This is a genomic window from Nonomuraea sp. NPDC050783, assembly GCF_040802095.1.
Classification (GTDB): domain Bacteria; phylum Actinomycetota; class Actinomycetes; order Streptosporangiales; family Streptosporangiaceae; genus Nonomuraea.
The window spans coordinates 214,130-237,578 of record NZ_JBFAHK010000007.1 but is presented as its reverse complement, the minus strand read 5'-3'; the positions used below and the strand labels follow the sequence as shown (position 1 = coordinate 237,578).

Below are 23,449 nucleotides of genomic sequence, written 5' to 3'. Positions count from 1 at the left end.
GGTCCCTCCCGCGGCGGACCCCCGGGCGGGCCCGCGGGCGGACCCCCGGGCGGGCCGCCGGGCTGTCACGGGGCGCGGCGGACGGGGCGGAAGGCGGCGTCCACGAGGCCGGCGCGGTGGGCGACCACGGCCGCCTGGATGCGGTTGCGCAGCCCCAGCTTGTCCATCGCGGCGGCGACGTGGGTCTTGACGGTGGTGACGCCGACGTGCAGCTCCTCGGCGATCTCGGCGTTGGACAGCCCGGTGCCGACCAGGGCGAGCACCTCCAGCTCGCGCTCGGTCAGCCCGGCGGGCGGCGGCGTGGCGGCCTGCTCCTCGGCGGCCAGGAAGCGCTCCACGACGCGGCGCAGCACCGACGGCGCGAGCAACTGCTCGCCGGCCGCGGCGCGGCGCACGGCGTCCACCATGCGCTCCGGCTCGTCGTCCTTGACCAGGAACCCGACCGCTCCGGCGCGCAGCGCGGCGTAGACGTTCGCGTCCTCGGCGAACGTGGTCAGCACGACGATCCTGGCGCCCGGCCGGGCGGCCAGCACGCGCCTGATCGCCTCCAGGCCGTCCACCCGGGGCATGCGCAGGTCCATGAGGATCACGTCGGGCAGGTGCCGCTCGGCCAGGCGCACCGCCTCGCCGCCGTCCTCGGCCTCGCCGACGACCTCCATGTCCCCCGTGGCCTGCAGCAGCATGCGCACGCCCGCGCGGACGAGCGCCTGGTCGTCGGCCACCAGCACCCGGATCACGCGGCGCTCCTCGCCGGCAGGCTGGCCGCCAGCAGCCAGCCGCCCTCGCCGTCGGGGCCGGCGCTGAGGGTGCCGCCGAGGGCGCGCACCCGCTCGCGCATGCCGGCCAGGCCGCGTCCCGAGGAGGGCAGGCCGCCGGCGGGCGGGCGTTCGGCGGTGGCGGGCGGGCGGCCGTTGCGGATCTCCACCGACAGCCCCTCCCCTGCGGGGGCCACGGTGACGCTGACCCGGGTGCCGGGGCCGGCGTGTTTGAGCACGTTCGTGAGTCCTTCCTGGACGATGCGGGCGGCGGAGGCCCGGGCGGTGAGCGGCGCCTGGTCGGTGGCCGGGTCGAGGTCGAGGTCCACGAGGAGCCCGGCGGCGGTCATGCGCTCGGCCGCCTCGCGGACCACGTCGGCCGGGTTGGCCAGCAGGTGGGGCTCGCGTTCCGGCTCGCGCAGCAGGTCGAGCAGGTCGCGCAGGTCCTGGAGCACCTGGTGGCCGGTCTCCCGGATGTCGCTGAGCGCGTCGGCGACGGGGCCGTCGGGCGCGGCGTAGCGGGCGGCGCCGGCCCGCAGCACCATCGCGCCGACGTGGTGGGCGACGATGTCGTGCACGTCGCGGGCGATGCGCTCGCGCTCGGCGAGCTGGTCGGCCCGCACCTGGGCGACGGCGGCCCGGGCCGCCTCCTCGGCGCGCAGCCGCTCGGCGGCCGCGGCGGCCTGCCGCATGCCGAGGTAGCGGCCGATCGCGACGGGCGTGGCGACCAGCGTCATGAGGACGCCGACGCGGAAGGGGGTGATCCCGGTGCCCTCGCCGACGACGGCGATCGAGGTCAGCAGGCAGCCGGCGAAGTAGGCGGCGACCGTCCACGCCCAGGAGGCCACCCGCATGGCGAACACGCAGACCGCGACGAGCGTCAGGATCACGCAGGTGTTGACGGCCTCGTTCAGGTAGGTGTCGGCGCACAGCAGCAGCACGCCCTGGGCCAGGAGGACCAGGCCGGGCAGCCGCCGGGCCACGCCCAGCGACAGGCCGCCCACCACGGCCAGCAGCCCCACCACCCAGACGGGCTGGCTGCCGGAGTGCCAGGTGGTCCACGTGCTGAGCACGGTCATCGCCACCCCGCCGGCCGCCAGCAGCGCGTCGGGGGTGACGTCGCGCTCCTCCAGCGGCCCGGCGGAGCCGCGCAGGTAGGCGCCGAGCGCGGCCGGGAAGACGGGCAGCAGGACGGAGTACATCCAGGTGTTGGCGGTGAACGCGATGCCGGGATCGGCGATGTTGAACGCCGTGGCGGTGATGGTGGCCGCCACGGCCACCACCGTGCCGCGCAGCCCGGAGCGGAACCCGGCCACGCCGACCGCGACGCAGACGAGGATCTGCGCGGTGTTGGAGGTGAACGACCCGAGCTGGTCGGTGGCGGCCAGCAGGGCGGCCAGGTAGAGGGTGACGGGCACCGGCCAGCGGCGTACGAACCCCATCGGCAGCCCGGCCAGCAGCCCCAGCGGGATGTTCGCCTCGGCGGGCAGGTAGGCCGTGTCACCCGCGTGGGCCGTGGTGAACAGGTCCAGTGCCACTCCCGAGACCGCGAGCAGGAGATCCAGCGGCACACCGCGCCAACGCATGCGCTCACGCTATCCGTCCGCCGTGAGCGGCTGATCCTCCTGTCGAAGGATGCCGCCTCCTCCGACTGGCCGCAGATGCGTCCGGTGGGCGGAGCGGGCAGAAGGGATCTTGGCCCTACGTTCATCGCATGTCCAACGACAGCGCACTTTTCCTCGGCCAGTTCCTGCGCTCCCCCGCCGTGATCGGAGCGGTCGCGCCCAGCTCGCGGCGGCTGGCCGCCGCCGTCTGCGCGCCGGTGCCGGAGCGCGGCGAGCCCACCGTGGTCGAGCTGGGGCCGGGCACGGGGCCCTTCACGGCGGAGATCCAGCAGCGGCTGGCCGGGCGCGGCCACCACCTGGCGGTGGAGCTGAACGCGCCGATGGCGCTGCTGCTGGCCGAGCGTTTCCCGCGGGTGGACGTGGCGCACGCGGACGCGGCCCGGCTGGGCGAGCTGTTGCGGGAGCGGGGGCTGCGGCAGGCGGACGTCGTGATCAGCGGGCTGCCCTGGGCCGCGTTCCCCTCGGAACTGCAGCGGGACCTGCTGGGGGCGGTGACTGCGGTGATGGGCCAGGGCGCGGCGTTCACCACGTTCTCCTACATCCACGCCATCCCGCTCAGCTCGGCCCGGCGCTTCCGCGCGCTGCTGGCCGAGCGGTTCGAGGAGGTCGTCCCCGGCCGGACGGTGTGGCGCAACGCTCCCCCGGCGTTCGTCTTCCACGCTCGGCGTCCTCGGGCGTGATCGACGGAACGGCGGGGGACGCGCCAAGGGGTACGGGGGCGCACCCGTGACGGAGGAAGCTTTGGCTCAACCACCTCACGCCCCAGGTGCTCGCCCGCGCAATGCCCGGAGGCCGGCAGCCCTGCGTGCCCGTCGCCTCGCCGGTCGCGCACGGGCCCGTGCGCGGCCACGACGGGCGGGCCCGTCAACAGGGTCTGCGGCGCCGTCCCGGCCCCCAAGTGGACGGATGCGCGGGGCGTCATCGCCTCGGCGGCTCCGGTCAGGTCCCCCCGGTGGCCGCCCGCGCGTGCACGAACCCCTCCTTCGCTGTCTCGCGCGCGACCGGCAGCCGCCACCTTCTCGGCCCGTCCGCCGGGGCTGCGTTCTCGACCTCACCGGACGGTCCGTCATATGGCCTGCGCCTACCCGAAGCTGAGGGAAGCACACGCCTTGATTTCAGCCGAATGCGGGAGGCCGCTTCTCGCGCAGGGCGCGCACGCCCTCGGCGATGTCGGGTCCGGTGAAGCCGAGGAACTCCATGGCCAGCGAGGCGTCGAAGGACGGCCCGGCCAGGCGCAGCCAGTTGTTGAGCGCGTACTTGGTCAGCCGGATGGCCTCCTGCGCGCCGGTGGCCAGGCGGACGGCCAGCTCCAGGGCCTTGTCGTGGACCTGGTCGTCGTCCACGCAGAGGCTGACCAGCCCCATGCGCTCGGCGTCCTCGCCGCTGACCGGCTCGCACAGCAGCAGGTGGTACTTGGCCTTGGCCAGGCCGCACAGCAGCGGCCAGACGATGGCGGCGTGGTCGCCGGCCGCGACGCCGAGGCGGGTGTGGCCGTCGATGATGCGGGCGGTGCGGCCGGCCACGGAGACGTCGGCGAGCAGCGCCACCGCCAGCCCGGCGCCGACGGCCGGGCCCTGGATGGCGGAGACGACCGGCTTGGAGCAGTTGAGCACGTTGTAGACGATGTCGCGGGCCTCGGTGAACACGCGCAGCCGGGTGGCGTGGTCGGCCATCATCTCCTCGATCATCGACAGGTCGCCGCCGGCGGAGAACGCCTCGCCCTCGCCCCTGACGAGCACGGCCCGCACGGTGTCGTCGCGGTCGGCGTCGCGCCAGATGCCGGCCAGCTCGCGGTGGGCGGTGGCGTCGACGGCGTTGAGCCGGGCGGGCTGGCTGATCGTGACGCGCAGCACGCCATCGGCCGGGCTGTCGAGGCGCAGCTTCTCGTACGCGGCATAGGCGTCGTGCTTCACAGTGCTCCCTCGGGGGTCACAGGGCCTCCTTGAGGCGGGGTCACAGGGCCTCCTTGAGGCGGGTGGCCAGGTAGTCGCGGGCCTCGGCGGCCTGGTCGAACAGGCCGGGCAGGCCGAAGAAGCCGTGCACGGCGCCGTCCCAGCGGCGGAACTCGGCGGGGACGCCGGCCGCGGCCAGCCGGCGGGCGTAGGCCTCGCCCTCGTCGCGCAGCACGTCGTACTCGGCGGTCACCACGGTGGCGGGCGGCAGGCCGGCGACGTCGGGCAGCCGCAGCGGCGACAGGCGGGGGTCGGCGGGATCGGCGCCGGCGGCGTAGCAGCGCAGGAGCCAGGCCAGCTCGGCGGAGCGGAGCGCGTAGCCCTTGGCGAACTCGCGGTGGCTGGGCAGCTCCATGGCGGCGTCCAGCACGGGGCAGACCAGGGCCTGGTGCGCCAGCCGCAGCCCGGCGTCGCGCGCCTGCCAGGCGGCCACGGCCGCGAGGTTGCCGCCCGCGCCCTCACCGGCGACGGCCACGGTGCCGTTGCTCTGGTAGAAGGCGGGCCGGGCGAAGATGTCGCGCACGACCGTCCAGGCGTCGTCGGCGGCGGCCGGGAACGGGTGCTCGGGGGCGAGCCGGTAGCCGGCCGACACCACCACCGCCCCGGTGCGCGCGGCCAGGAAGCGGCCCGTGGCGTCGAAGCGCTTGACGCTGCCGTGGACGAAGCCGCCGCCGTGGAAGTGGACCACGACCGGCAGGAGCGCGTCGCCCGGGTCGGCGCGGTAGATCCGGATCGGCACGCCCTCGGCCACCTCGTCGCGGACGAAGGGCAGCGTGGTCAGCGGGCCGCGGTGGAGCGCCACCTGATCGGGCAGCGCCCGCGTGCGCCGGATGTCCTCCAGCGTGAGCGAGTCGTAATCGGTGCCCTCGTCAGACCCGATGGTGGCGAGGAAGGTCCGCGCCTGTGGGTGCAGCGGCATGATCGCAGCCTAGCGGGCCGCCTCCATGAACGCATCGAAGAGCCGGTGGTCCTCGCCGCGCTCGGGATGCCACTGGACGCCCACGCCGAAGCGGTGGCCCCGCAGCTCGACGGCCTCGACGATCTGGTCCTCGGCCCAGGCCACGGCCATCAGCCCGGCACCCAGGCGGCGGACGGACTGGTGGTGCGGCGCCACGACCTCGACGCGGTCGCCGACGGCCTTGCCGAGCCTGCTGGCGGCGCCGACCTGGATGACGTGCGGGCCGGTCCCGGCGTGGCGGTCGCTGCCGAGGGCGTCGGGCAGCCACGGGATCAGGGTGCCGCCCTGCGCGACGTTGAGCACGTGCATGCCGCGGGCGACGGCCAGGATCGGCACGTCGGCGCGGACGGCGGCGCGGGCCAGGGCCAGCTCGAAGCGGTCGCGGTGCGCCTGCGGGGCGGGGACGCGGGCGTCCTGCTCGCCGTTGTAGGTGCCGGCGCCCAGCTCGACGCCGCCGGCCAGCACCAGGCCGTCCAGGCCGCGGACGTAGTCCTCGACGGCGTGCCCGCTGACGGGCGGCAGGACCACGGGGGCGCCGCCCGCCCGTAGCACCGCCTTGGCGTAGGAGGGAGGCGACAGGACCGCCTCCCTGACCCAGTCGCCCCAGCGGGCGGCCTCGAAGTAGGCGGTGATGCCGATCAGCGGTCGGGACATGCGCTCTCCCGGGCGTGGGGGGTCGTGCCGCCGGCCGCCCGTCGGCGCCGACGTGCTTGACGCCCATCATGGCGTACGGGACTTCCGGCTTTCATCCACTTCGCCACCCGGCGCCGGGGGCGGGCGGCCGGGGCGGCGTTCCGAACGCGAACAGGACTTTTATTCACGACACCCGGAGAAAGAGAAAAGAGAACGAAAAGCACGGAGAAATTCACACGTATTGCAGTGAAACGGTTGTGCCATGTCAGGCAGGGTGTAAGACTCCTTTTCGAGCGCGCGTGGAAGCCGGGGCCTGCCGCGCCGCTCACGACCCGGAGCCGTCAGGGAGGTGGAACGACGAGACCGGAACGCGTTTCCGGTCGGCAAAGTGGGGTTGCGTCATATGTCGTTGAATCCGCGCCTGGTCAAGGAGAGTTTCTCCGTTGTCGAGCCGCACGCAGACCGGGCCACCGCCTATTTCTACGGCCGGCTGTTCGCCGAGAACCCGCATCTGCGCGCGATGTTCCCGCCCGCCATGAACGTCCAGCGCGACCGGCTCTTCGGTGCGCTGACCCGGATCGTCTGGAGCCTCGACAGCCCCGGCGGCCTGTCCGCCTACCTGGGGCAGCTCGGCCGGGACCATCGCAAGTACGGGGTGCTCGCCGAGCACTACACCGCCGTCGGCAACGCCCTGCTGGCCACGATCCGCCGCTTCGCCGCCGACATCTGGGACCACGAGATCGAGGCGGCCTGGGTGTCGGCCTACACGGCCGCGGCCAACCACATGATCGAGGCGGCCGAGGCCGACGCCGGGGTCTCCCCCGCCTGGTGGCCGGCCGAGGTCGTCGGCCACGAGCTGCGCCACCGCGACATCGCGGTCATCACGCTGCGGCCGGCGCAGCGGCTGCCGTACCGGCCCGGGCAGTACGTGACCGTGCAGACCGCCCGCTGGCCGCGGGTCTGGCGCACGTTCTCCATCGCCAACGCGCCGCGCCCGGACAACACGATCCGGCTGCACGTCCGCTCGGTGCCCGGCGGCTGGGTGTCCACGGCGCTGACCCGGCACACCGGCGTCGGCGACACGGTCATGCTGGGGCCGGCCATGGGCGGCATGACGCCGTGCGAGCGCAGCACGCGCGACATCCTGTGCGTGGCGGGCGGCACCGGCCTGGCGCCGCTGAAGGCGGTCGTCGAGCACGTCATCGCCTCCGGGCGGCGGCCCGACATCCACCTGCTGCACGGGGCCCGCACCGCCGCCGAGCTGTACGACCTGCCCGACCTGCTGCGGATGGCGGCCGCGTTCCCGTGGCTGCGGGTGCTGCCCGTGGTCTCCGGCGAGCCGTCCTGGGACGGGATGAGCGGCGAACTGCCCGAGGTCGCGCGACGCCTCCACTCCTGGGTCGAGCACGACGTGTACGTGTGCGGCCCGCCCGGCATGGTCAACGAGACCGTACGCCGCCTCCAGGCCGACGGCGTCCCCCTGGCCCGCATCCGCCGCGACATCGCCCACGGCGAGCCCTGACCCACCACCGCACCGGCGCGATCAGATGGTTGACAGGGGCGGCCGGCGGGTGCCATGTGGAGGGTGAGACCCCTCATGGAGGCCGCCCGTGCCAGGTCCCGCCGGTCGCCGGAAAGCCGCCGCGCTCGTGGCCGCGACGGCCCTCACCGGCGCGTCACTCCTCCTGCCGCCCCCGCCGCCCGCCTCGGCGGACGCCCCGGTGGCCGTGGCGGGCGTCCCGCCGGTCGCGGGGACTGTCCCGCCGGTCGCGGGGGCTGTCCCGCCGGTCGCGGGGGCTGTCTCGCTGGTGGCGGCGGATGTTCCGGTGGCTACGGCGGGCGCCCCGGTGGCCGTGGCGGGCGTTCCGCTGGTCGACCTCGGCCGTGACCCCTACCAGGTCGCTGGAGCCCAGGCCGGTGCCGACACCTACCAGTGGGGTGCCACCGTCGTGGCCGTGCGGCAGGCCGGCCGCTTCTTCGACGGCGGGTCCGCCGGTCTGGCCGTCAGCGTCTCCGGTGACGGCGGCGTCACCTGGGAGAGCGTCGCGCTGCCGGGGATCACCCGGGCCGGGGGCGGGCCGTACCAGCGGGTCAGCGACCCGTCGGTGGCGTACGACGCCCGCCACGGCGTCTGGCTGATCACCTCTCTGGCGCTCACCGACCCCGAACCCGGCATCCGTGGCGTCACCGGGACGGCGGTGCTCGTCAGCCGTTCCACCGACGGCGGCCGCACCTGGGGCCTCCCGCTTCGGCTCGCCGCCGCCGGCACCCCCGACCGGGACGCCACCCGCCCCGACGCCGACGATTCCGACACCGGCGATTCGGACACCGGCGATTCCGACGCCGGCGATTCCGACGCCGGCGATTCCGACGCCGGCGATTCCGCTGCCGGTGGCCCCGACGCCACCCGTCCCGGCGCCGGCGGCTCTGACGGCCGCAGCTCCGACGCCACCCGTCCCACCGCCGGCGGCCCGGGTGGTGACCGTGATCTGGACAAGCCCTGGATCGCCTGCGACAACACGCCCGCCAGCCCTCACCACGGCCGCTGCCACGTGGCCTTCGGCGACCACGCGGCGGGTGACACGATCCTCATGGCCCGCTCCGCCGACGGCGGGCTGACCTGGGCGGCGACCGGTACGCCGGCCGCCGGGACCGGCGCGCAACCGGTGGTCCGCCCCGACGGGTCCGTGGTCGTCCCCTACCTGGGCGGCGACGGCTCGATCCGCGCCTTCCGCTCCCGCGACGGCGGCGCCACCTGGGGCGGCGACACGCTGGTCTCCGGGGTGCAGCGGCACACGGTCGGGGGCGGCATGCGCGCCCTGCCGCTGCCGTCGGCCGAGGCCGACGCCACGGGCACCGTGTACGTCGCCTGGCACGACTGCCGCTTCCAGCTCGCCTGCGCCGGCAACGACATCGTGCTGGCCGCCTCCCGGGACGGCGGCCGGTGGGGCCCCGTCCTGCGCGTGACGTCCGGCGCCGGTGACCACTTCATCCCGGGGCTCGGCGTCGACCGGTCCAGCTCCGGCGGCACGGCCCGGCTGGCCCTGGCCTACTACCGCTATCCCGACGCCGCCTGCGCCGCCTCCGCCTGCCGCCTGACCGTCGCCTACACCTCCTCCGTCAACGGCGGCCGCACCTGGTCGCCGCCGGTGGAGCTGCACGGGCCGATGGACCCGGCCTGGCTGGCCGGCTCCGCGCAGGGCCGCATGGCCGGGGACTACCTCTCCACCTCGATCGTCCCCGGCGGCAACGCCCTGCCCGTCTTCGTCGCGGGCGGCGCGCCCTCGGGCGGGGTGTCCGGCGTGCGCGCGTACACGGTCGCGGGCGGCCTGCCGGTCACCGGCGGCGGCCCGGCCCCGCTGTCGGTGGAGATCCCCATCGCGGCCGGCGAGCCGTTCTCCGGCCTCCCGCTCACCGCCCGCTGAGCCGCCTGCCGAGCCCTCCGCCGAGCCACCCGCCGAGCCCTCCTCCGAGCCGCCTGCCGGGCCGCCCGCCGAGCCACCCGCCGAGCCCTCCGCCGAGCCGCCTGCCGGGCCGCCCGGCGGGCTGTCCGGGCCGGGTCAGGCGCGGGTCAGGTGCGGAAGGACGCGGCGGTCTCCTCGTCGCTCGGCCAGAACGTCTCGATGGCCAGCTCCGCGACGGTCACGTCCAGCGGGGTGCCGAACGTCGCGATCGTCGTGAACATCGACAGCACCCGGTCACCGGCCGCGATCCGCAGCGGCACCAGGATGTCGGCCGGCCCCGGCACGTGCGCCACGTTCAGGTCCACCCCCGGATAGGTGTAGGAGGCCAGCTCCTCGTACAGCTCGGCCAGCCGCCCGTCCGCCGAGGACTCGACCTGCCTGCGGAGCTGGTGCAGCAGATGGGCCCGCACCTCCGGCAGGTTGAGCAGCCGCCCGCCCATCGCCTGCGGGTGCAGCGACAGCCGCATCACGTTGACCGGCTCCTTCAGCAGCTCCGCCGGCACCCCTTCCATGAACATCCCGGCCGCCTGGTTGGCCGCGACCAGGTTCCACGCCGCGTCCACCACCACCGCCGGGTACGGCTCGTGCCCGGCCAGGATCCGGTCCAGCGCCTTGCGCACGACCTCCATCTCGGGCGCGCGCACCTCGCGCTCGGGGTAGACCGGCGCGAACCCGGCCGCCACCAGCAGCCTGTTGCGCTGCCTCAACGGCACCTCCAGCTCCTCGGCCAGCTTCATCACCATCTCGCGGCTCGGCCGGGCCCGCCCGGTCTCCAGAAAGCTGATGTGGCGGGCCGACACCTCGGCCTCGATGCCCAGGTCGAGCTGGCTCACCCGCCGCCGCTGCCGCCACGATCGCAGCAGCTCTCCAAAGGTCTCTTCTCGTATGGCAACCGCTCCCATGTCCGGCAACCTACCGGTCCGGGGGAATCGTCACGATTACCCGCCAGGTAATGCGGAACCCGGCCACCCGGGGCTCCAGGACGTGCCGGGGCGAATGGCCCAGTCCCCGGAACTTGTCGGCGCCACGTGGCACGATGGGTCGCCAAGCGAACAACCGAGCGAACAACCAAGCCGATCACCCGGCCGATCACCCGGCCGATCACCGGGCCGATCACCGGGCCGACGGCCGGGCGGCGCGCGCCCGTTCCTCTCACCGCGCCATGATCTTCGTCCTCGTCCCCGATCAGCGTCTTCTCGACGGCAGGATTTTCACGATGAAGGAGAATCGATGACAGACGCAATGCTCGCGATCGGTACCCGCAAGGGGCTGTTCCTCGCCCGCTCGCGCGGCGGCGGGCCGTTCGAGGTCGAGCCGATCCGCTTCTCCACGGTCGGGGTCTCCGCGGTGGCCGTCGACACGCGCGCCGCCACCCCCCGGCTGCTGGCCGGCATCGAGTACGGCCACTTCGGCCCCTCCGTCATGTACAGCGACGACCTGGGCCGCACGTGGGGCGAGGCCGAGCGGCCGCCCATCGCCTTCCCCGCCGGCACCGGGGCCACGCTGGCCCGGGTGTGGCAGCTCGCGCCCTCCCCCTCCGAGCCCGGCGTGGTGTGGGCGGGGGTCGAGCCGGGCGCGTTGTTCCGCTCGGAGGACGGCGGGGTGACCTACCGGCTGGTCGAGGGGCTGTGGGAGCATCCGCACCGGGCGAGCTGGGTGCCGGGCGGCGGCGGGCTGTGCCTGCACACCGTCGTCTGCCATCCCGCCGACCCCCGCGTCATGGGCGTGGCGATCTCCACGGGCGGATTCTACCGCACCGCCGACGGCGGCTCGTCCTGGGAGGCGGCCAACCGCGACATCCGGGCCCCGTTCCTGCCCGAGGGGCGGCAGTTCCCGGAGTTCGGGCAGTGCGTGCACAAGGTCGCGCCCGACCCGGCCGACCCTGGCCGGCTCTACCTCCAGCACCACTTCGGCGTCTACCGCAGCGACGACTTCGGCGGCACCTGGCACGACATCGGCTCGCCGCTCCCGTCCGACTTCGGCTTCCCGATCGCGGCCCACCCCACCCGGCCGGGCACGGTCTACGTGCTGCCGCTCCACGCCGACCTGGACCGCACACCGGTCGGCCACCGCTACCGCGTCTACCGCAGCGACGACGCGGGCGCCACCTGGCAGCCGTTCGACCGCGGCCTGCCGGAGGGGCCGGTGCACGCCACCGTGCTGCGCGACGCGATGAGCATGTCGGAGGCGGGCCTGTTCTTCGGCACCCGCGACGGGGAGGTCTACTGCTCGCGCGACGACGGCGAGAGCTGGGAGCTGGTGGCCCGCCACCTGCCCGACGTCCTCACCGTGCGGGCGGCGGTGGTGTGACCGTGTCCGGATCCGTGACGATGGTCGTCTTCGTGCTGCCCGCCACGCTGCGGCGGTGGGTGAGCGGGCGGGCCGAGGTCAAGGTCTTCGCCGTGGGCGCCGACCGCGACTCGCCGCCCACCCTGGGCTCGGCCCTCGACATGCTGCGCCGTACGCATCCGCTGCTGGAGGAGCGGCTGCGTGACGACTACGGCCGCATCCGCCGGCACATCAGCATGTTCGTCTGCGGGGAGAACGCCCGCGGGCTGGGCGGGCTCGACTGCGCCCTGCCGCCGGGCGCCGAGGTCTACGTGATGCCCGCCCTGGCGTAGGCGAAGGCACCCGAGCCCGCGGGGGCGGGGTCAGACCTTGCGCCAGCCGGGGATCCAGGCCCCGTCCTCGACGACGTAGTCGCCGAAGAGGGCGGGCGCCTCCTGGCGCATGAGCTCGCCGATGCGCTGGAACAGCAGGCGGATCTCCTCCTCCGCGCCGGCGGCGGTGCGGGCCTCGATGGTGTGCCGCAGGGTGCGTACGTTCGCCGTCCACACCAGCCCGGTGGCCAGGCCCTCGGGGGCGAACCTGCGCATGAAGGAGGTGCGGTGCTTCTTCTCCGAGAACGGCACGCCCTCCTCGTCGAGCCCGAAGTGGCCGGCCATCCAGAGCTGGAACTGCTCCAGCTGCTCCAGCACGGCCGTGGCCCGCTTCATCAGCTCCTCGTCGGCCCGCGCCCACTCGGGGAACCAGAACGGCAGCTCGTCGAGGCGGACGAAGCGCAGCGACTCCTGGGAGATCGCCACCCCGGGGCGGTGCCGGACCAGCTCGTGGGTGAGCACGCGGCTCACGTTGTGCAGCACGAAGCTGAAGCTGACGTGCTCCAGCACCGAGCCGTGCGCGCTGGCCAGGATGTTGCGCAGGTAGTCGTCCTGGTTCTCCCGGATGCGCACGACGTTGGGGTTGAGGCCGGGCTCGAAGGAGCGGTAGCAGAGCCGGCCGGCGAACTCGGCGAGGTTCTGGGCGTCGAGGTCGCCGCGGTCGAGCCGCTCCAGCCAGCTCTCGCCGCCGACCTCGGCGAGGTAGCGGCCCAGCTCGTCGTAGTCGAGCGCCGGACGGGCGACGATGAAGACCTCGGGTTCGACACTGCGCATTTTTCTGAAGCCCCCGCTTCGCTCGGGTTGGTGGTGCCAGCAGTCATGCATCCAACCAGGTGGAGCGGCCGGTTGGAAATCGGGGCGGGTCAGAGGCGGTAGACGCGGCGGGCGTTGCCGGAGCCGATCATGTGGGCGACGCGGGCGGCGTCGGCGGCGCTCCACTCGCCGTCCCGGACGCGGGCGGCCAGGGCCGTGCCCAGGGCGCGGCGGTAGTACAGGGCGCCGAGCAGGCAGCTCTCGGCCAGGCCGCGGGAGCCGGAGCTGAAGAGCTGCTTGTGGAAGGGGGCCAGCTCCAGCAGCTCCTCCATGACGCGGGCCGCCGCGGCGGCGGTGTGCGGCAGCGCGAGGCCGACGTCCACGTACACGTGCGGGTGGAGGGCGGCCAGGTAGGCGGCCTGGCGGTGGAACGGGTAGCAGCCGAGCAGGATCACCGGCAGGCCCAGCGGTTGCAGGGCGGCGATGAGGCCGCTGAGCCGGGCCGGGTCGGTGCGGTGCAGGTCGGGTGGCTCGTGCGGGGCGCCGCGGCCGCTGAGAAGCAGCTCGGACGGGCTCAGCCCGCCCTCTCCTGGCCCGCCGGCGGCGGGCGGGCGGGCGGGGTCGGGACGCGGGACGGGGGCGGCGGAGGTGGGCAGGCCGGTGTGGAACTGGAGGGGCAGGCCGCGTTCCCTGGCCACGTCCACGGCGCTCCACAGCAGGTGGCGCAGCAGCACCGGGTCGGTCAGCGGGTCCTTGGGCGCCGCCAGGCGGCGGTTGGCGGCGGCGATCACCGCGCCACGGGTCGGCCGGGCCGGGTCGAGGTCGAGGCCGCACCGGGTGGCCAGGACGGTCTTCAGCCCGACGGCGCGCGCGGCGCGGGCGGACAGCTCCTCGGCGAGGGTGTCGAGGTAGTCGACGGCGAGCGCGGCGGTCTCGGCGACGTCCTGCTCGATCTGCTCGACGCGGACCAGCTCGTCGGCCGCCGCGCCGCCGTGGCGGCCCATCTCGGCGGCCGACAGCAGGTCGAGGTCCTCGGGCCCGGTGTCGACGAGGAAGGCCACCACCCCGGACGCGGCCAGCAGCCGCCGGTTGACCTCCACGGCCCCGAGGTCGGCCCGGCGGGCCAGGTAGACGGCGGGCGGGGCGTGCGGCTCCAGGTCGAGCAGGGGCGCGCACCAGCGCCGCAGCGCCAGCCCGTACGGGGTGTCGAAGTGCGTGGTGCCGGGCGGCGCCGGCGCCCCGCCCTCACTCAGCAGCAGCTCGAACCGGGCCCGGGTGAGGTCGTCCCGGCGCACCCCGTGGCAGTGGTGGTCCACGAGCGGGGCCAGCAGCGCGTCACGCACCGTGCCGGGCAGATCGACGGGGAGCATGCGGGAGACTCTAGGGGAGCCCCGCACGCTCCCGCCCCGGGTTTTGCGAACGTGAGGAACTACCTACGGCACAGGCGCAGCACGTTCGCGATGATCCGGGCGCCCGCGCCGCCCTCCTGGGTGAGGATCGACTCGGGGTGGAACTGGACGGCGAAGCGGCGCCGCTCGGTGTCCTCGATGGCCATGACGTTGCCGTCGGGCGTGAGCGCGGTGGCGGTGAAGCCGACCACCCCCGGCTGCTTGGCGTGCAGCGAGTGGTAGCGGGCGGCGGTGAACCGCTCGGGCAGGCCGTCGAGCAGCGCGCTGTCGCCGAGCCTGCCGACCTGGCCGCGCTTGCCGTGCTCGGGGTAGCCGAGCAGCTCCAGGGTGCCGCCGGCGTGCTCGACCATCGCCTGCAGGCCGAGGCAGACGCCGAAGACCGGCAGGTCGCGGGCGTAGATCTGGTCGAGCAGGGCGGACATGCCGAAGTCGGTGGGCCAGCCGGGGCCGGGCGAGAGCACGACGAGGTCGGGCGCGATGTCGTCGATCATGTGGGCGGGGAAGCCGTGGCGCAGGGTCACGACGTCGGCGCCCTCCTGCCGGAAGTAGTCGGCCAGGGTGTTGACGAAGGAGTCCTCGTGATCGACGAGCAGCACCTTCATGCCCTGGCCCGGCTGCTCCCTGGGCACGGCCCGCGGCACGGCCTCGGGCTGGTTGACCGCGGCCAGGGCGCCGAGCAGGGCGCTGGCCTTCAGCTCGGTCTCGCGCTCCTCGGCCTCGGGGTCGCTGTCGAACAGCAGCGTGGCGCCGGCGCGGACGGTGGCCACGCCGTGCTTGACCTGGGCGGTGCGCAGGGTGAGGCCGGTGTTCATGGAGCCGTCGAAGCCGACGAAGCCGATGGCGCCGCCGTACCAGCGGCGGGTGGTGGCCTCGTGGTCCTCGATGAACTGCATGGCCCAGGTCTTGGGCGCGCCGGTGACGGTGACGGCCCACATGTGGGTGAGGAAGGCGTCGAGCGCGTCGAACTCGGGGCGCAGGCGGCCCTCGATGTGGTCGACGGTGTGGATCAGCCGGGAGTAGAGCTCGATCTGGCGGCGGCCGATGACCTTGACCGTGCCGGGGACGCAGATGCGCGACTTGTCGTTGCGGTCGACGTCGGTGCACATGGTCAGCTCCGACTCCTCCTTGACGCTGGACAGGAGGGTGCGGATGGCCTCGGCGTCCTCGACCGGGTTGCTGCCGCGGGCGATGGTGCCGGAGATGGGGCAGGTCTCGACGCGGTCGCCGCTGACCCGGACGTACATCTCGGGCGAGGCGCCGACCAGGTGCTCGCCCTCGCCGAGGCTGATGATGAACTCGTACGGGGCGGGGTTGCTGTGGCGCAGGCTCCGGTAGAAGGCGGCCGGGTCGGTGCAGGCGGCGTGGAAGACCTGGCCGGGCACCACCTCGAACAGGTCGCCGCGCTTGAACCTCTCCTTGGCGGCGGCCACGACCTTGGCGTACGCGCCCTTCTCCGGGTCGGGCGGCAGCTCGCCGGGCTCGCTCAGGGGCGTGGCCGAGCCGGTGCGCTCCAGGCCGCGGGTGGTGACGCCGTCGACGGTGAACTCGTAGCGGTACTCGACGCAGGTCTCGCGCTGGCGGTCGACGACGACGAGCCGGTCCGGCAGGTGCAGGACGAGGTCGCGCTGGTCGCCGGGGCGGACGAGCTCCTGCCTGATGGGCTCGAACTGGAAGGCCAGGTCGTAGCCGAAGGCGCCGTACAGGCCCAGGTGGGGGTCGTCGCCGCGGAAGGCGGCGATGACCTCGCGGATGGCGGTGAACACGGTGGGCCGGCGGCTGCGCAGCTCCTCCGGCAGCAGGTCCTCGGACTCGGGGACGTGCACCTCGACGCGGTCGCGGGTCGGCTCGCTGACCGGCTTGCCCGCGGCCAGCAGGCACGAGGCGACGGCGGGCAGCACGACCCTGCCGCGCTCGTTGAGCGCGACGGCGGCGATGGTGCGCCCCTTGGCGACCAGCTCCAGGCACGGGTCGACGTAGCCGAAGGCCCATCGGCTGTAGCGGCCCGGATAGTCCATGCCCGAGGAGAAGGCGCCGCCGCGGCGCTCTCCCAGGGCGGTCACGATCTCTTCGAGCGCCGCCTCGTCGGCCTGCCGCGCCTCGCGCTCGACGCCGATCCCCCCGGCGGTGGTATATCCGCTCGTCTCCACTTGCTGCCCCTTACCACGTCACATGATCGAGCCCCGGGGGCGGACACGAGAAAGGCCGCCATCCGGGGCGGCCGTCCGTTGAGGAATGCGAAACTCGCGCCGCCTAGGAGCGGCGCCACCACTGGAGCTGAGCGCTGTTTCGCATGACGCCAGGGTAACCGGCCATCCAAGATCGCGCAACGCGACCCGCCGTGCGCATATTCCAATACAGAGCTGTACTGTATTGGTATTCGGAAGGGTTCCGAGCGATCCCCTGAGGAGACGTCACGATGACCGAGACCACGGCGGCGCCCCTGCCCGTCGAGCGGCCCACCCCCTTCGACCCGCCCCGGGAGCTGCGCGAGCGCGGCCCCCTGTCCCGCCTGGCCGGCCCGCCCGGGCACACCCGCTGCCGCCACCTGCTGACCGGCGAGTTCACGGCGCGGCGGATGCGGCTGCTGACCGAGCGGGTCGAGGAGCGCGCCGATGAGCGCTGAGCCCGCCACCGGCAGGAAGGTCTGCCTGGTCACCGGCGCGTCGGCGGGCATCGGCCACGCCATCGCGCTGGAGCTGCTGCGCGCCGGCCACACCGTCTACGGCCTGGCCCGCCGCCCCGAGCGGATGGGCGCGATCCGCGCGGCCGGCGGCCACGCGCTGGCCATGGACGTCGGCAGCGAGGCCGACCTGACCCGGGTCACCGGCGCCGTGCTCGCCGCCGAGGGCCGGATCGACGTGCTGGTCAACAACGCGGGCACGGTCGTGCACGGCTCGGCCGAGGAGGTGCCGCCGGCACGGGCCAGGGAGGTGTTCGAGGTCAACGTGTTCGGCCCGGCGCGGCTGGTGCAGCTCGTGCTGCCGGGCATGCGCGAGCGCGGCTCGGGCACGATCGTCAACGTCTCCTCGATCGGCGGGGAGCTGGCGCTGCCGCTGGGCGCCTGGTACTACGCCTCCAAGCACGCGCTGGAGGCGTACTCCGACACGCTGCGGCAGGAGGTCGGGCGCTTCGGGGTGCGGGTGGTCGTGGTGCAGCCGGGCGTCATCAGGACGGGCTTCGAGGACGACACGCCGCGCCAGCTCCTGGAGTACTCGGGGCGCGGGCCGTACGCGGCGGCGGCGGAGACGATGGCGGCCCGGGCCGAGCGCGCGTTCGGGGCGCGGCCGATCGGCTCGGACCCGGCCGTGGTGGGCCGGGCGGTGGCGCGGATCGTCGCCGCCCGCCGCCCGCGGCCGCGCTACCCGGTCGGGCACCTGGCCAGGCTGCTGCTCGGGCTCAATAGACTCCTGCCTGACCGGCTCTTCGACAGGATGGTGACCCCGCAGGCATGACGACCAGAGCGCCGCGGCCGGCGGGCCGGCCGCGCAGTCAGGAGGCCGACCTCGCCATCCTGACCGCCGCGATCGACCTGCTGGTCGAGGTGGGCGCCGAGCAGACCAGCATCGAGCAGGTCGCGCGGCGGGCGGGGGTGACCCGGGCGACGGTCTACCGCCGCTACGCCGGCAAGACCGAGCTGCTGGTGCGGGCGCTGGAGTGGGCCAACCACGACGGCGACCCGGCCTTCACCGGCTGGCGCGACCTGGAGCACATGGTCGGCGACTGGGCGGCCTACCTGGAGGTGCCGCGCCACCGGCGGCTGCTGCGCCGCCTGTACGCCGCCCGCGACGACTACCCGGAGCTGGGCGAGACCTACCGCGTGGTCAACGGCGGCCGCCGCCGGGCGGCGGTGCGCGAGACGCTGGCCCGCGCCCGCGCGAGCGGCCTGCTGCCGCCGGGCACCGACCTCGACGTGCTGCAGGAGATGCTGACGGCCGCGGTGCTCAACCACGTGGGCCTGCATCCCGACGACGAGAGCGCCGCGAGGATCGAGGCGTACTTCATGGGGGTGCTTCGGCTGGCGGGTTATGACCCGGCCGGAACCCCTCCGCCGCGACGGCCGCCGTGACAAAGGTGGGTCAGAGGATCTAGCTTGGGCGTTCATGGAGCGGCCCTTGGCGTGGCGGTCGGTCACGGTGATCGCGGTCCTGCTGGCCGGGGCGCTGCTGGCCCTGAGCCCCTGGTACGGCTACCACCGTGACGAGCTGTACTTCCGGGTGCTGGCGGCGCACCCCGACTGGGGATACGTCGACCAGCCGCCGCTGACCCCGTTGCTGGCCGGGGCGAGCATCCGGCTGTTCGGCGACACGGTGACCGGCATCCGGGTGTTCCCGGCTCTGGCGGTGGCGGTGCTGGTCGTGCTGGTGGCGCTGATCGCCCGCGAGCTGGACGGCGGCCGGCTGGCCCAGACGCTGGCGGCGGCGGGCACGGCGACGGGGGCGTACACGCTGATCGCCGGGCACACGCTGCTGACGCTCAGCTTCGACCTGCCGCTGTGGGCGGCGGCCGTGTTGTTCCTGCTGAAGGCGTTGCTGCGCGAGCAGGAACCGCGCTGGTGGCTGGCGGCCGGGGCGGTGATCGGGCTGGCCACCTACAACAAGCACCTCATCGCGCTGCTGGTGCTGGGCCTGGCGGCCGGGCTGGTGACGGCCGGGCCGCGGCGGGTGCTGCGTACGCCGTGGCCGTGGGCGGGGGCGCTGCTGGCGCTCGCGCTGGCCCTGCCCAACCTGGTCTACCAGGTGACCAACGACTGGCCGCAGCTCAAGATGGCGGCGGCGCTCAGCGCGGACAAGGGCGCGGAGCTGCGGATGATGTTCGTGCCGATGCAGCTCACGCTGTTCGGGCCGGCGGTGTCGGTGATCGCGGTGTTCGGGTTCGTCCGGCTGTGGCGCGACCGGCGGGTGCGGGCGCTGGCGGTGGCCTATCCGGTGGCGGCGGCGCTGACGCTGGCCAGCGGCGGGCGTTTCGACTACACCGGCGGGCTGATCCTGCTGCTGTTCGCGGCCGGCTGCGTCGCGGTGACCGCCCCCGTCGCGACCGCGGCCAGGCGGATCCGGCTGGCGGCCGGCGGGCTGGCGCTGAGCGCGCTGGTCTCGGTGGTGCTGGCGCTGCCGCTGGTGCCGGTGACGAGCCTGGCCGCGACGCCGGTGCCGGACCTCAACGAGGTGGCGCGCGAGTCGGTCGGCTGGCCGGAGTTCGTGGCGGCGGTCGAGGGCGTCAGGCGCTCGCTGCCGCCCGCCGAGCAGGCCACGGCGGTGGTGTTCACCGGCAGCTACGGCGAGCACGGCGCCCTGGTCAGGGCCGGGGTGCCGCGCGTGTACTCGGGCCACAACCAGCTCTGGCTGTACGGCCCGCCCCCCGATACCGGCACCACGGCGATCCTGATCAACCAGGGGCCGCGCGCCCGGGCCCAGTTCGGGCGGTGCGAGCAGCGGGCCACGATCGGCAACCGGGCGGGGGTGAACAACGAGGAGCGGGGCCTCGGGGTGTGGTTGTGCCGGGACCTGCGCACGCCCTGGTCGGCCACCTGGCCACGCTGGCGGCATTTCAGCTGATATTTCAGCTGACCAGATTACATTTCACTCCGTCACGTTACGGTTGACGACAACGCTTGCTTTCCCGACAAGCGCGCCTCACTCTTCTCGACAGAGGGCGGAAAGATCACCCCCTGCCCGATGCCGTAAGGAGAGCGCGTGCCCAACACCCTCCGCCGGCGGGCGGTCCTCATCGGGGCCGTCGTCGCCGCGCTGTTATCCTCGCAGGCCGTGGCGTTGTCCCCGCAGGCCGTGGCCCAGGCCGCACCCGATCCCGGGAAGATCGACACCTCCGTCCAGGCCGAGCTGGACCAGGACGGCAAGGCCACCTTCTGGGTCCGGATGAAGGGCGCGGCCGACCTGAGCGCCGCCCGCCGCGCCCCCACCAAGCAGGCCAGGACCGAGCTGGTCGTCGAGGCCAAGACCGCCCGCGCCGACGCCGCCCAGCAGGGGCTGCGCAAGCTGCTGGACGCCCGCGCGGCCGACTACACCTCCTTCTGGATCGTCAACGCCGTACGGGTGACCGCCGACGAGAAGCTGGCCGCCGAGATCGCCAAGCTGCCCGAGGTCGAGCGCATCCTCCCGGTCCGCACCCTCAGCCTGCCCAAGCCGGTCGAGGGCCGGGCCGAGGCGCGGGTCAACGCGGTCGAGTGGAACATCGACCGGATCGGCGCGCCGCGCGTGTGGAGCGAGACGGGCGACCGGGGCGAGGGCATCGTGGTCGCCACCATCGACTCCGGCGTCCAGTTCGACCATCCCGAGCTGGCCGCGAGCTACCGGGGCAGGAGCGCCGACGGCACGCTCAGCCACGACTACAACTGGTACGACCCGGCCCAGGTCTGCCCGGCGCAGGCGCCGTGCGACAACAACGGCCACGGCACCCACGTGATGGGCACCATGGTCGGCGCGAACGGCATCGGCGTCGCCCCCGGCGCCCGCTGGATCGCCGTCAAGGGCTGCGAGTCCAACACCTGCACCGACGCCTCCCTGCTGAAGGCCGGGCAGTGGATCCTGCAGCCGACGGACCTGTCGGGCCGCAACCCGCGCCCGGACCTGGCCCCGGACATCGTCAACAACTCCTGGGGCGGCGACGGGTACGACCCCTGGTACAAGGAGACCGTGGACGCGTGGGTGGCGGCCGGCATCTTCCCGGCCTTCGCCAACGGCAACGAGGGCCCGGCCTGCGACACCTCCGGCTCGCCCGGCCAGTACGTCGCCAGCTACAGCGCGGGCGGCTTCGACGTCAACAACGCCCTGTACGCCCGCTCCAGCAAGGGCGAGGGCGAGAACGGCGAGATCAAGCCGAACATCGCCGCCCCCGCCGTCAACGTGCGCTCCTCCACGCCGGGCGGCACCTACGACACCTACACCGGCACCTCGATGGCCTCGCCGCACGTGGCGGCCACGGTGGCGCTGATCTGGTCGGCGGCGCCCGCGCTGCAGAACCACGTGGCCGACACCCGGCCGCTGCTGGACTCCACCGCCATCGACGTGAACGACACGAGCTGCGGCGGCACCGCGGCCGACAACAACGTGTGGGGCGAGGGCCGCCTCGACGCCTACGCGGCCGTGCGCGCCGCGCCCGCGGGCGGGACCGGCGACCTGAGCGGCACCGTCACCTCCGGCGGCACGCCGGTGGCCGGGGCCACGGTGACCGTGGCGGGCCCGCTGCGGCGGACGGTGACCACCGGCGCGGACGGCACGTACACGATCCCGCGCCTGCTGGCCGGCGAGTACGAGATCACCGCCTCCAGGTTCGGCTACGACACCGCGACCGCCCAGGTGACGATCACCGCCGGGCAGGCCGCCACCGCGGACGTGCCGCTGACCCGGCAGGCCGCGGGCACGGTCTCCGGCACGGTCAGCACGGCCGGCACGCCCGAGGCGGGCGCGACCGTCGCCGCCGCCGGCACGCCGGTCAGCGCCGTCACCGACGCGGCCGGCCGCTACAGCCTGACGCTGCCCGAGGGCGACTACGAGCTGACCGTCACCCCGGCCTCCCGCTGCTCCACCTCCGCGAGCGCGGCGGTCACCGTCTCCGGGGACGTGACCAAGGACATCGAGCTGCCGCTGCGCGGCGACGGGTTCGGCTACACCTGCCGGGCCGGGGCGCAGCCGTACCAGGCCGGGACCGAGAAGCTCGCGCTGACCGGCGACGACGAGGCCGTGCAGGTGACGCTGCCGTTCCCGGTGCCGTTCTACGGCGCGGGCCAGAGCCGGGCGTGGATCGCCACGAACGGCTTCCTCACCTTCGCCCCCGACCGGATCGTGACCGCCGGCAACGGCCGCCTGCCCACCTCCGGCACCCCGAACAACGCGGTCTACCCGTACTGGGACGACCTGATCGTGGACGCGCGGGCCGGGGTCTACACGGCGGTGACCGGCACCGCGCCGCACCGGGCGTTCGTGGTGGAGTGGCGCGATGTCACCTTCTACACCGACGACACCCAGCGCATCTCGTTCGCGGCGCTGCTGGGCGAGGACGGCTCGATCGCCTTCCGCTACAAGGACCTCGGCAGCGAGCGCGCCCAGGGCACCAGCGCCACGGTCGGCATCGAGAACGCCAACGGCTCCGACGCGCTGCTGTACTCCTACGAGGAGGCAGCGCTGGCCTCCGGGCAGGGCGTGACGTTCACCGCGAGCCGGCACGGCCTGGTCACCGGCACGGTCACCGACGCCAACGACGGCGACCCGATCGCGGGCGCGACGGTGAAGGTGGGCGACGTGGCGACGTTCACCACCGGCGCGGACGGCTCCTTCTACGGGCAGGTGCTGGCCGGCGACTACGACGTGGTGGTGTCCAAGGCCGACTACGGCACCTTCACCCGGGCCGTCTCGATCGCCCCGGGCTCGGTGACCCGGATCGACACGAAGCTGGTGACCGGGCGGGTGAGCGCGTCGGTGGCGGAGCTGACCGTGGTCATGCCGGCCGGGGCCACCCGCACGCGGACGCTGACGCTCACCAACCTGGGCTCGCCCACGCCGTACACGGTGACCGGCGAGACCTGGGCGACGGTGACGCCGGCCGCCGGGGAGCTGGCCACCGGGCAGCAGGTGACGCTCACGGTGACGGTCTCCAGCGACGGGGTCGCGCCGGGGGCGCTGCGCGCCGGGAGGATCCTGGTGAAGTCGGCCAGCGGGCGGCAGCCCACGATCGAGATCAAGGTGACGGTCGTGGTGCCCAAGCTCCAGGTGGCGATCGACGCGGGCGGCTCCAAGGCGGTGACCGACGCCGCCGGTGACGCCTGGGTGGCCGACCGCAGGTACACGCAGGGCTCCTACGGGTACGTGGCCACCTCCAGCCGTACGCAGAGCACGTCCAGGACCATCGCCGGGACCACCGACCAGGCGCTGTTCCGCACCGCCCGCGAGGGCATGCTGGAGTACCGCTTCGACGGCGTGCCGGCCGGGACGTACACGGTGGAGCTGGACTTCGCCGAGGTGAAGAGCACGCAGATCGGCAAGCGCGTCTTCGACGTGCTGGCCGAGGGGCAGCTCGCGATCCCGGCGCTGGACCTGGCGCTGGAGGCGGGCACCTACACGGCGGTGTCCAGGCAGTACACGGTGCGGGTGAGCGACGGCCAGCTCAACGTGCGCTTCGCCACCCGGCAGGGCGCGCCGATCGTGAACGCGATCCGCGTCTCCGAGCGGCCCGACCGCACGGCGCCGTAGCCGGCCCGTCCCGGCCCCGCCTCCCCGAGGGGGCGGG

Annotated in this window: 19 protein-coding genes and 1 pseudogene; 11 read left to right on the top strand and 9 right to left on the bottom strand. The window is 74.3% G+C overall.

Features of this window, described 5'->3' with window-relative positions:
* Positions 1-65: 65 nt before the first annotated feature.
* Positions 66-737, bottom strand: a complete 672-nt coding sequence (locus AB0H75_RS21330; protein ID WP_367798618.1) for a response regulator — start codon at positions 735-737, stop codon at positions 66-68.
* The gene (locus tag AB0H75_RS21325; protein ID WP_367798616.1) at positions 734-2,341 is read right to left on the bottom strand and encodes a sensor histidine kinase; all 1,608 of its coding nucleotides are present in this window, start codon (positions 2,339-2,341) and stop codon (positions 734-736) included. The genes AB0H75_RS21330 and AB0H75_RS21325 overlap by 4 nt, the downstream gene beginning before the upstream one ends.
* 128 nt (positions 2,342-2,469) lie before the next feature.
* On the opposite strand from AB0H75_RS21325, the gene AB0H75_RS21320 reads away from it, so the two are divergent.
* Positions 2,470-3,060, top strand: coding sequence for a class I SAM-dependent methyltransferase (locus AB0H75_RS21320; RefSeq protein WP_367798614.1), 591 nt, complete (start codon positions 2,470-2,472; stop codon positions 3,058-3,060).
* A gap of 435 nt (positions 3,061-3,495) precedes the next feature.
* Here AB0H75_RS21320 and AB0H75_RS21315 read toward each other — a convergent pair whose 3' ends face one another.
* The 3 genes from AB0H75_RS21315 to AB0H75_RS21305 are packed head-to-tail and all read right to left on the bottom strand — an operon-like array spanning position 3,496 to position 5,944.
* Entirely contained in the window at positions 3,496-4,293 is a 798-nt protein-coding gene (locus AB0H75_RS21315; protein ID WP_367798612.1) for an enoyl-CoA hydratase/isomerase family protein, read from the bottom strand.
* A 40-nt stretch (positions 4,294-4,333) separates the two neighbouring features.
* Entirely contained in the window at positions 4,334-5,251 is a 918-nt protein-coding gene (locus tag AB0H75_RS21310) for an alpha/beta hydrolase (RefSeq protein ID WP_367798610.1), read from the bottom strand.
* Positions 5,252-5,260: 9 nt separating this feature from the next.
* Positions 5,261-5,944 carry a gamma-glutamyl-gamma-aminobutyrate hydrolase family protein gene (locus tag AB0H75_RS21305; RefSeq protein ID WP_367798608.1) on the bottom strand — a complete coding sequence of 228 codons (684 nt, stop codon included), beginning with the start codon at positions 5,942-5,944 and terminating at the stop codon, positions 5,261-5,263.
* A 382-nt stretch (positions 5,945-6,326) separates the two neighbouring features.
* Between AB0H75_RS21305 and AB0H75_RS21300 the strand changes: the two genes are divergently transcribed.
* Positions 6,327-7,445, top strand: coding sequence for a globin domain-containing protein (locus tag AB0H75_RS21300; protein ID WP_367798606.1), 1,119 nt, complete (start codon positions 6,327-6,329; stop codon positions 7,443-7,445).
* Positions 7,446-7,533: 88 nt separating this feature from the next.
* Positions 7,534-9,348: a sialidase family protein gene (locus AB0H75_RS21295; RefSeq protein ID WP_367798604.1), complete on the top strand. Its 1,815-nt coding sequence runs from the start codon at positions 7,534-7,536 to the stop codon at positions 9,346-9,348.
* Positions 9,349-9,494: 146 nt separating this feature from the next.
* Here AB0H75_RS21295 and AB0H75_RS21290 read toward each other — a convergent pair whose 3' ends face one another.
* On the bottom strand, positions 9,495-10,289 hold the full coding sequence (locus tag AB0H75_RS21290; RefSeq protein ID WP_367798602.1) for a helix-turn-helix domain-containing protein: 795 nt from the start codon (positions 10,287-10,289) through the stop codon (positions 9,495-9,497).
* Between the two features lie 134 nt (positions 10,290-10,423).
* Between AB0H75_RS21290 and AB0H75_RS21285 the strand changes: the two genes are divergently transcribed.
* The 3 genes from AB0H75_RS21285 to AB0H75_RS21275 are packed head-to-tail and all read left to right on the top strand — an operon-like array spanning position 10,424 to position 12,008.
* A complete protein-coding gene (locus AB0H75_RS21285) occupies positions 10,424-10,621 on the top strand; it encodes a hypothetical protein (RefSeq protein WP_367798600.1) in 198 nt (65 codons plus the stop codon).
* Complete coding sequence (locus AB0H75_RS21280) at positions 10,618-11,697, top strand: WD40/YVTN/BNR-like repeat-containing protein (protein WP_367798598.1); 1,080 nt, start codon at positions 10,618-10,620, stop codon at positions 11,695-11,697. Before AB0H75_RS21285 ends, AB0H75_RS21280 begins: the two co-directional genes overlap by 4 nt.
* Before the next feature lie 2 nt (positions 11,698-11,699).
* Positions 11,700-12,008: a hypothetical protein gene (locus AB0H75_RS21275; RefSeq protein WP_367798596.1), complete on the top strand. Its 309-nt coding sequence runs from the start codon at positions 11,700-11,702 to the stop codon at positions 12,006-12,008.
* 30 nt (positions 12,009-12,038) lie between these two features.
* Here AB0H75_RS21275 and thyX read toward each other — a convergent pair whose 3' ends face one another.
* The 3 genes from thyX to AB0H75_RS21260 form a co-directional block, all read right to left on the bottom strand.
* Complete coding sequence (gene thyX, locus AB0H75_RS21270) at positions 12,039-12,821, bottom strand: FAD-dependent thymidylate synthase (protein ID WP_367798594.1); 783 nt, start codon at positions 12,819-12,821, stop codon at positions 12,039-12,041.
* A gap of 89 nt (positions 12,822-12,910) precedes the next feature.
* A complete protein-coding gene (locus AB0H75_RS21265; protein WP_367798592.1) occupies positions 12,911-14,170 on the bottom strand; it encodes an amidohydrolase family protein in 1,260 nt (419 codons plus the stop codon).
* A gap of 59 nt (positions 14,171-14,229) precedes the next feature.
* Positions 14,230-16,356, bottom strand: coding sequence for an anthranilate synthase component I (locus tag AB0H75_RS21260; protein WP_367798590.1), 2,127 nt, complete (start codon positions 16,354-16,356; stop codon positions 14,230-14,232).
* Between the two features lie 269 nt (positions 16,357-16,625).
* Between AB0H75_RS21260 and AB0H75_RS21255 the strand changes: the two are divergent.
* The 5 genes and pseudogenes from AB0H75_RS21255 to AB0H75_RS21235 form a co-directional block, all read left to right on the top strand.
* Positions 16,626-16,826 (top strand): annotated as a pseudogene (locus AB0H75_RS21255) (hypothetical protein); the annotation flags it as partial.
* Positions 16,822-17,661, top strand: a complete 840-nt coding sequence (locus AB0H75_RS21250; protein ID WP_367798588.1) for an oxidoreductase — start codon at positions 16,822-16,824, stop codon at positions 17,659-17,661. The pseudogene AB0H75_RS21255 and the gene AB0H75_RS21250, both read left to right, overlap by 5 nt.
* Positions 17,658-18,275, top strand: coding sequence for a TetR/AcrR family transcriptional regulator (locus tag AB0H75_RS21245; protein WP_367798586.1), 618 nt, complete (start codon positions 17,658-17,660; stop codon positions 18,273-18,275). The genes AB0H75_RS21250 and AB0H75_RS21245 overlap by 4 nt, the downstream gene beginning before the upstream one ends.
* Positions 18,276-18,309: 34 nt before the next feature.
* Complete coding sequence (locus AB0H75_RS21240) at positions 18,310-19,761, top strand: glycosyltransferase family 39 protein (RefSeq protein ID WP_367798584.1); 1,452 nt, start codon at positions 18,310-18,312, stop codon at positions 19,759-19,761.
* Positions 19,762-19,899: 138 nt separating this feature from the next.
* A complete protein-coding gene (locus tag AB0H75_RS21235) occupies positions 19,900-23,412 on the top strand; it encodes a S8 family serine peptidase (RefSeq protein ID WP_367798582.1) in 3,513 nt (1,170 codons plus the stop codon).
* Positions 23,413-23,449: the final 37 nt, after the last annotated feature.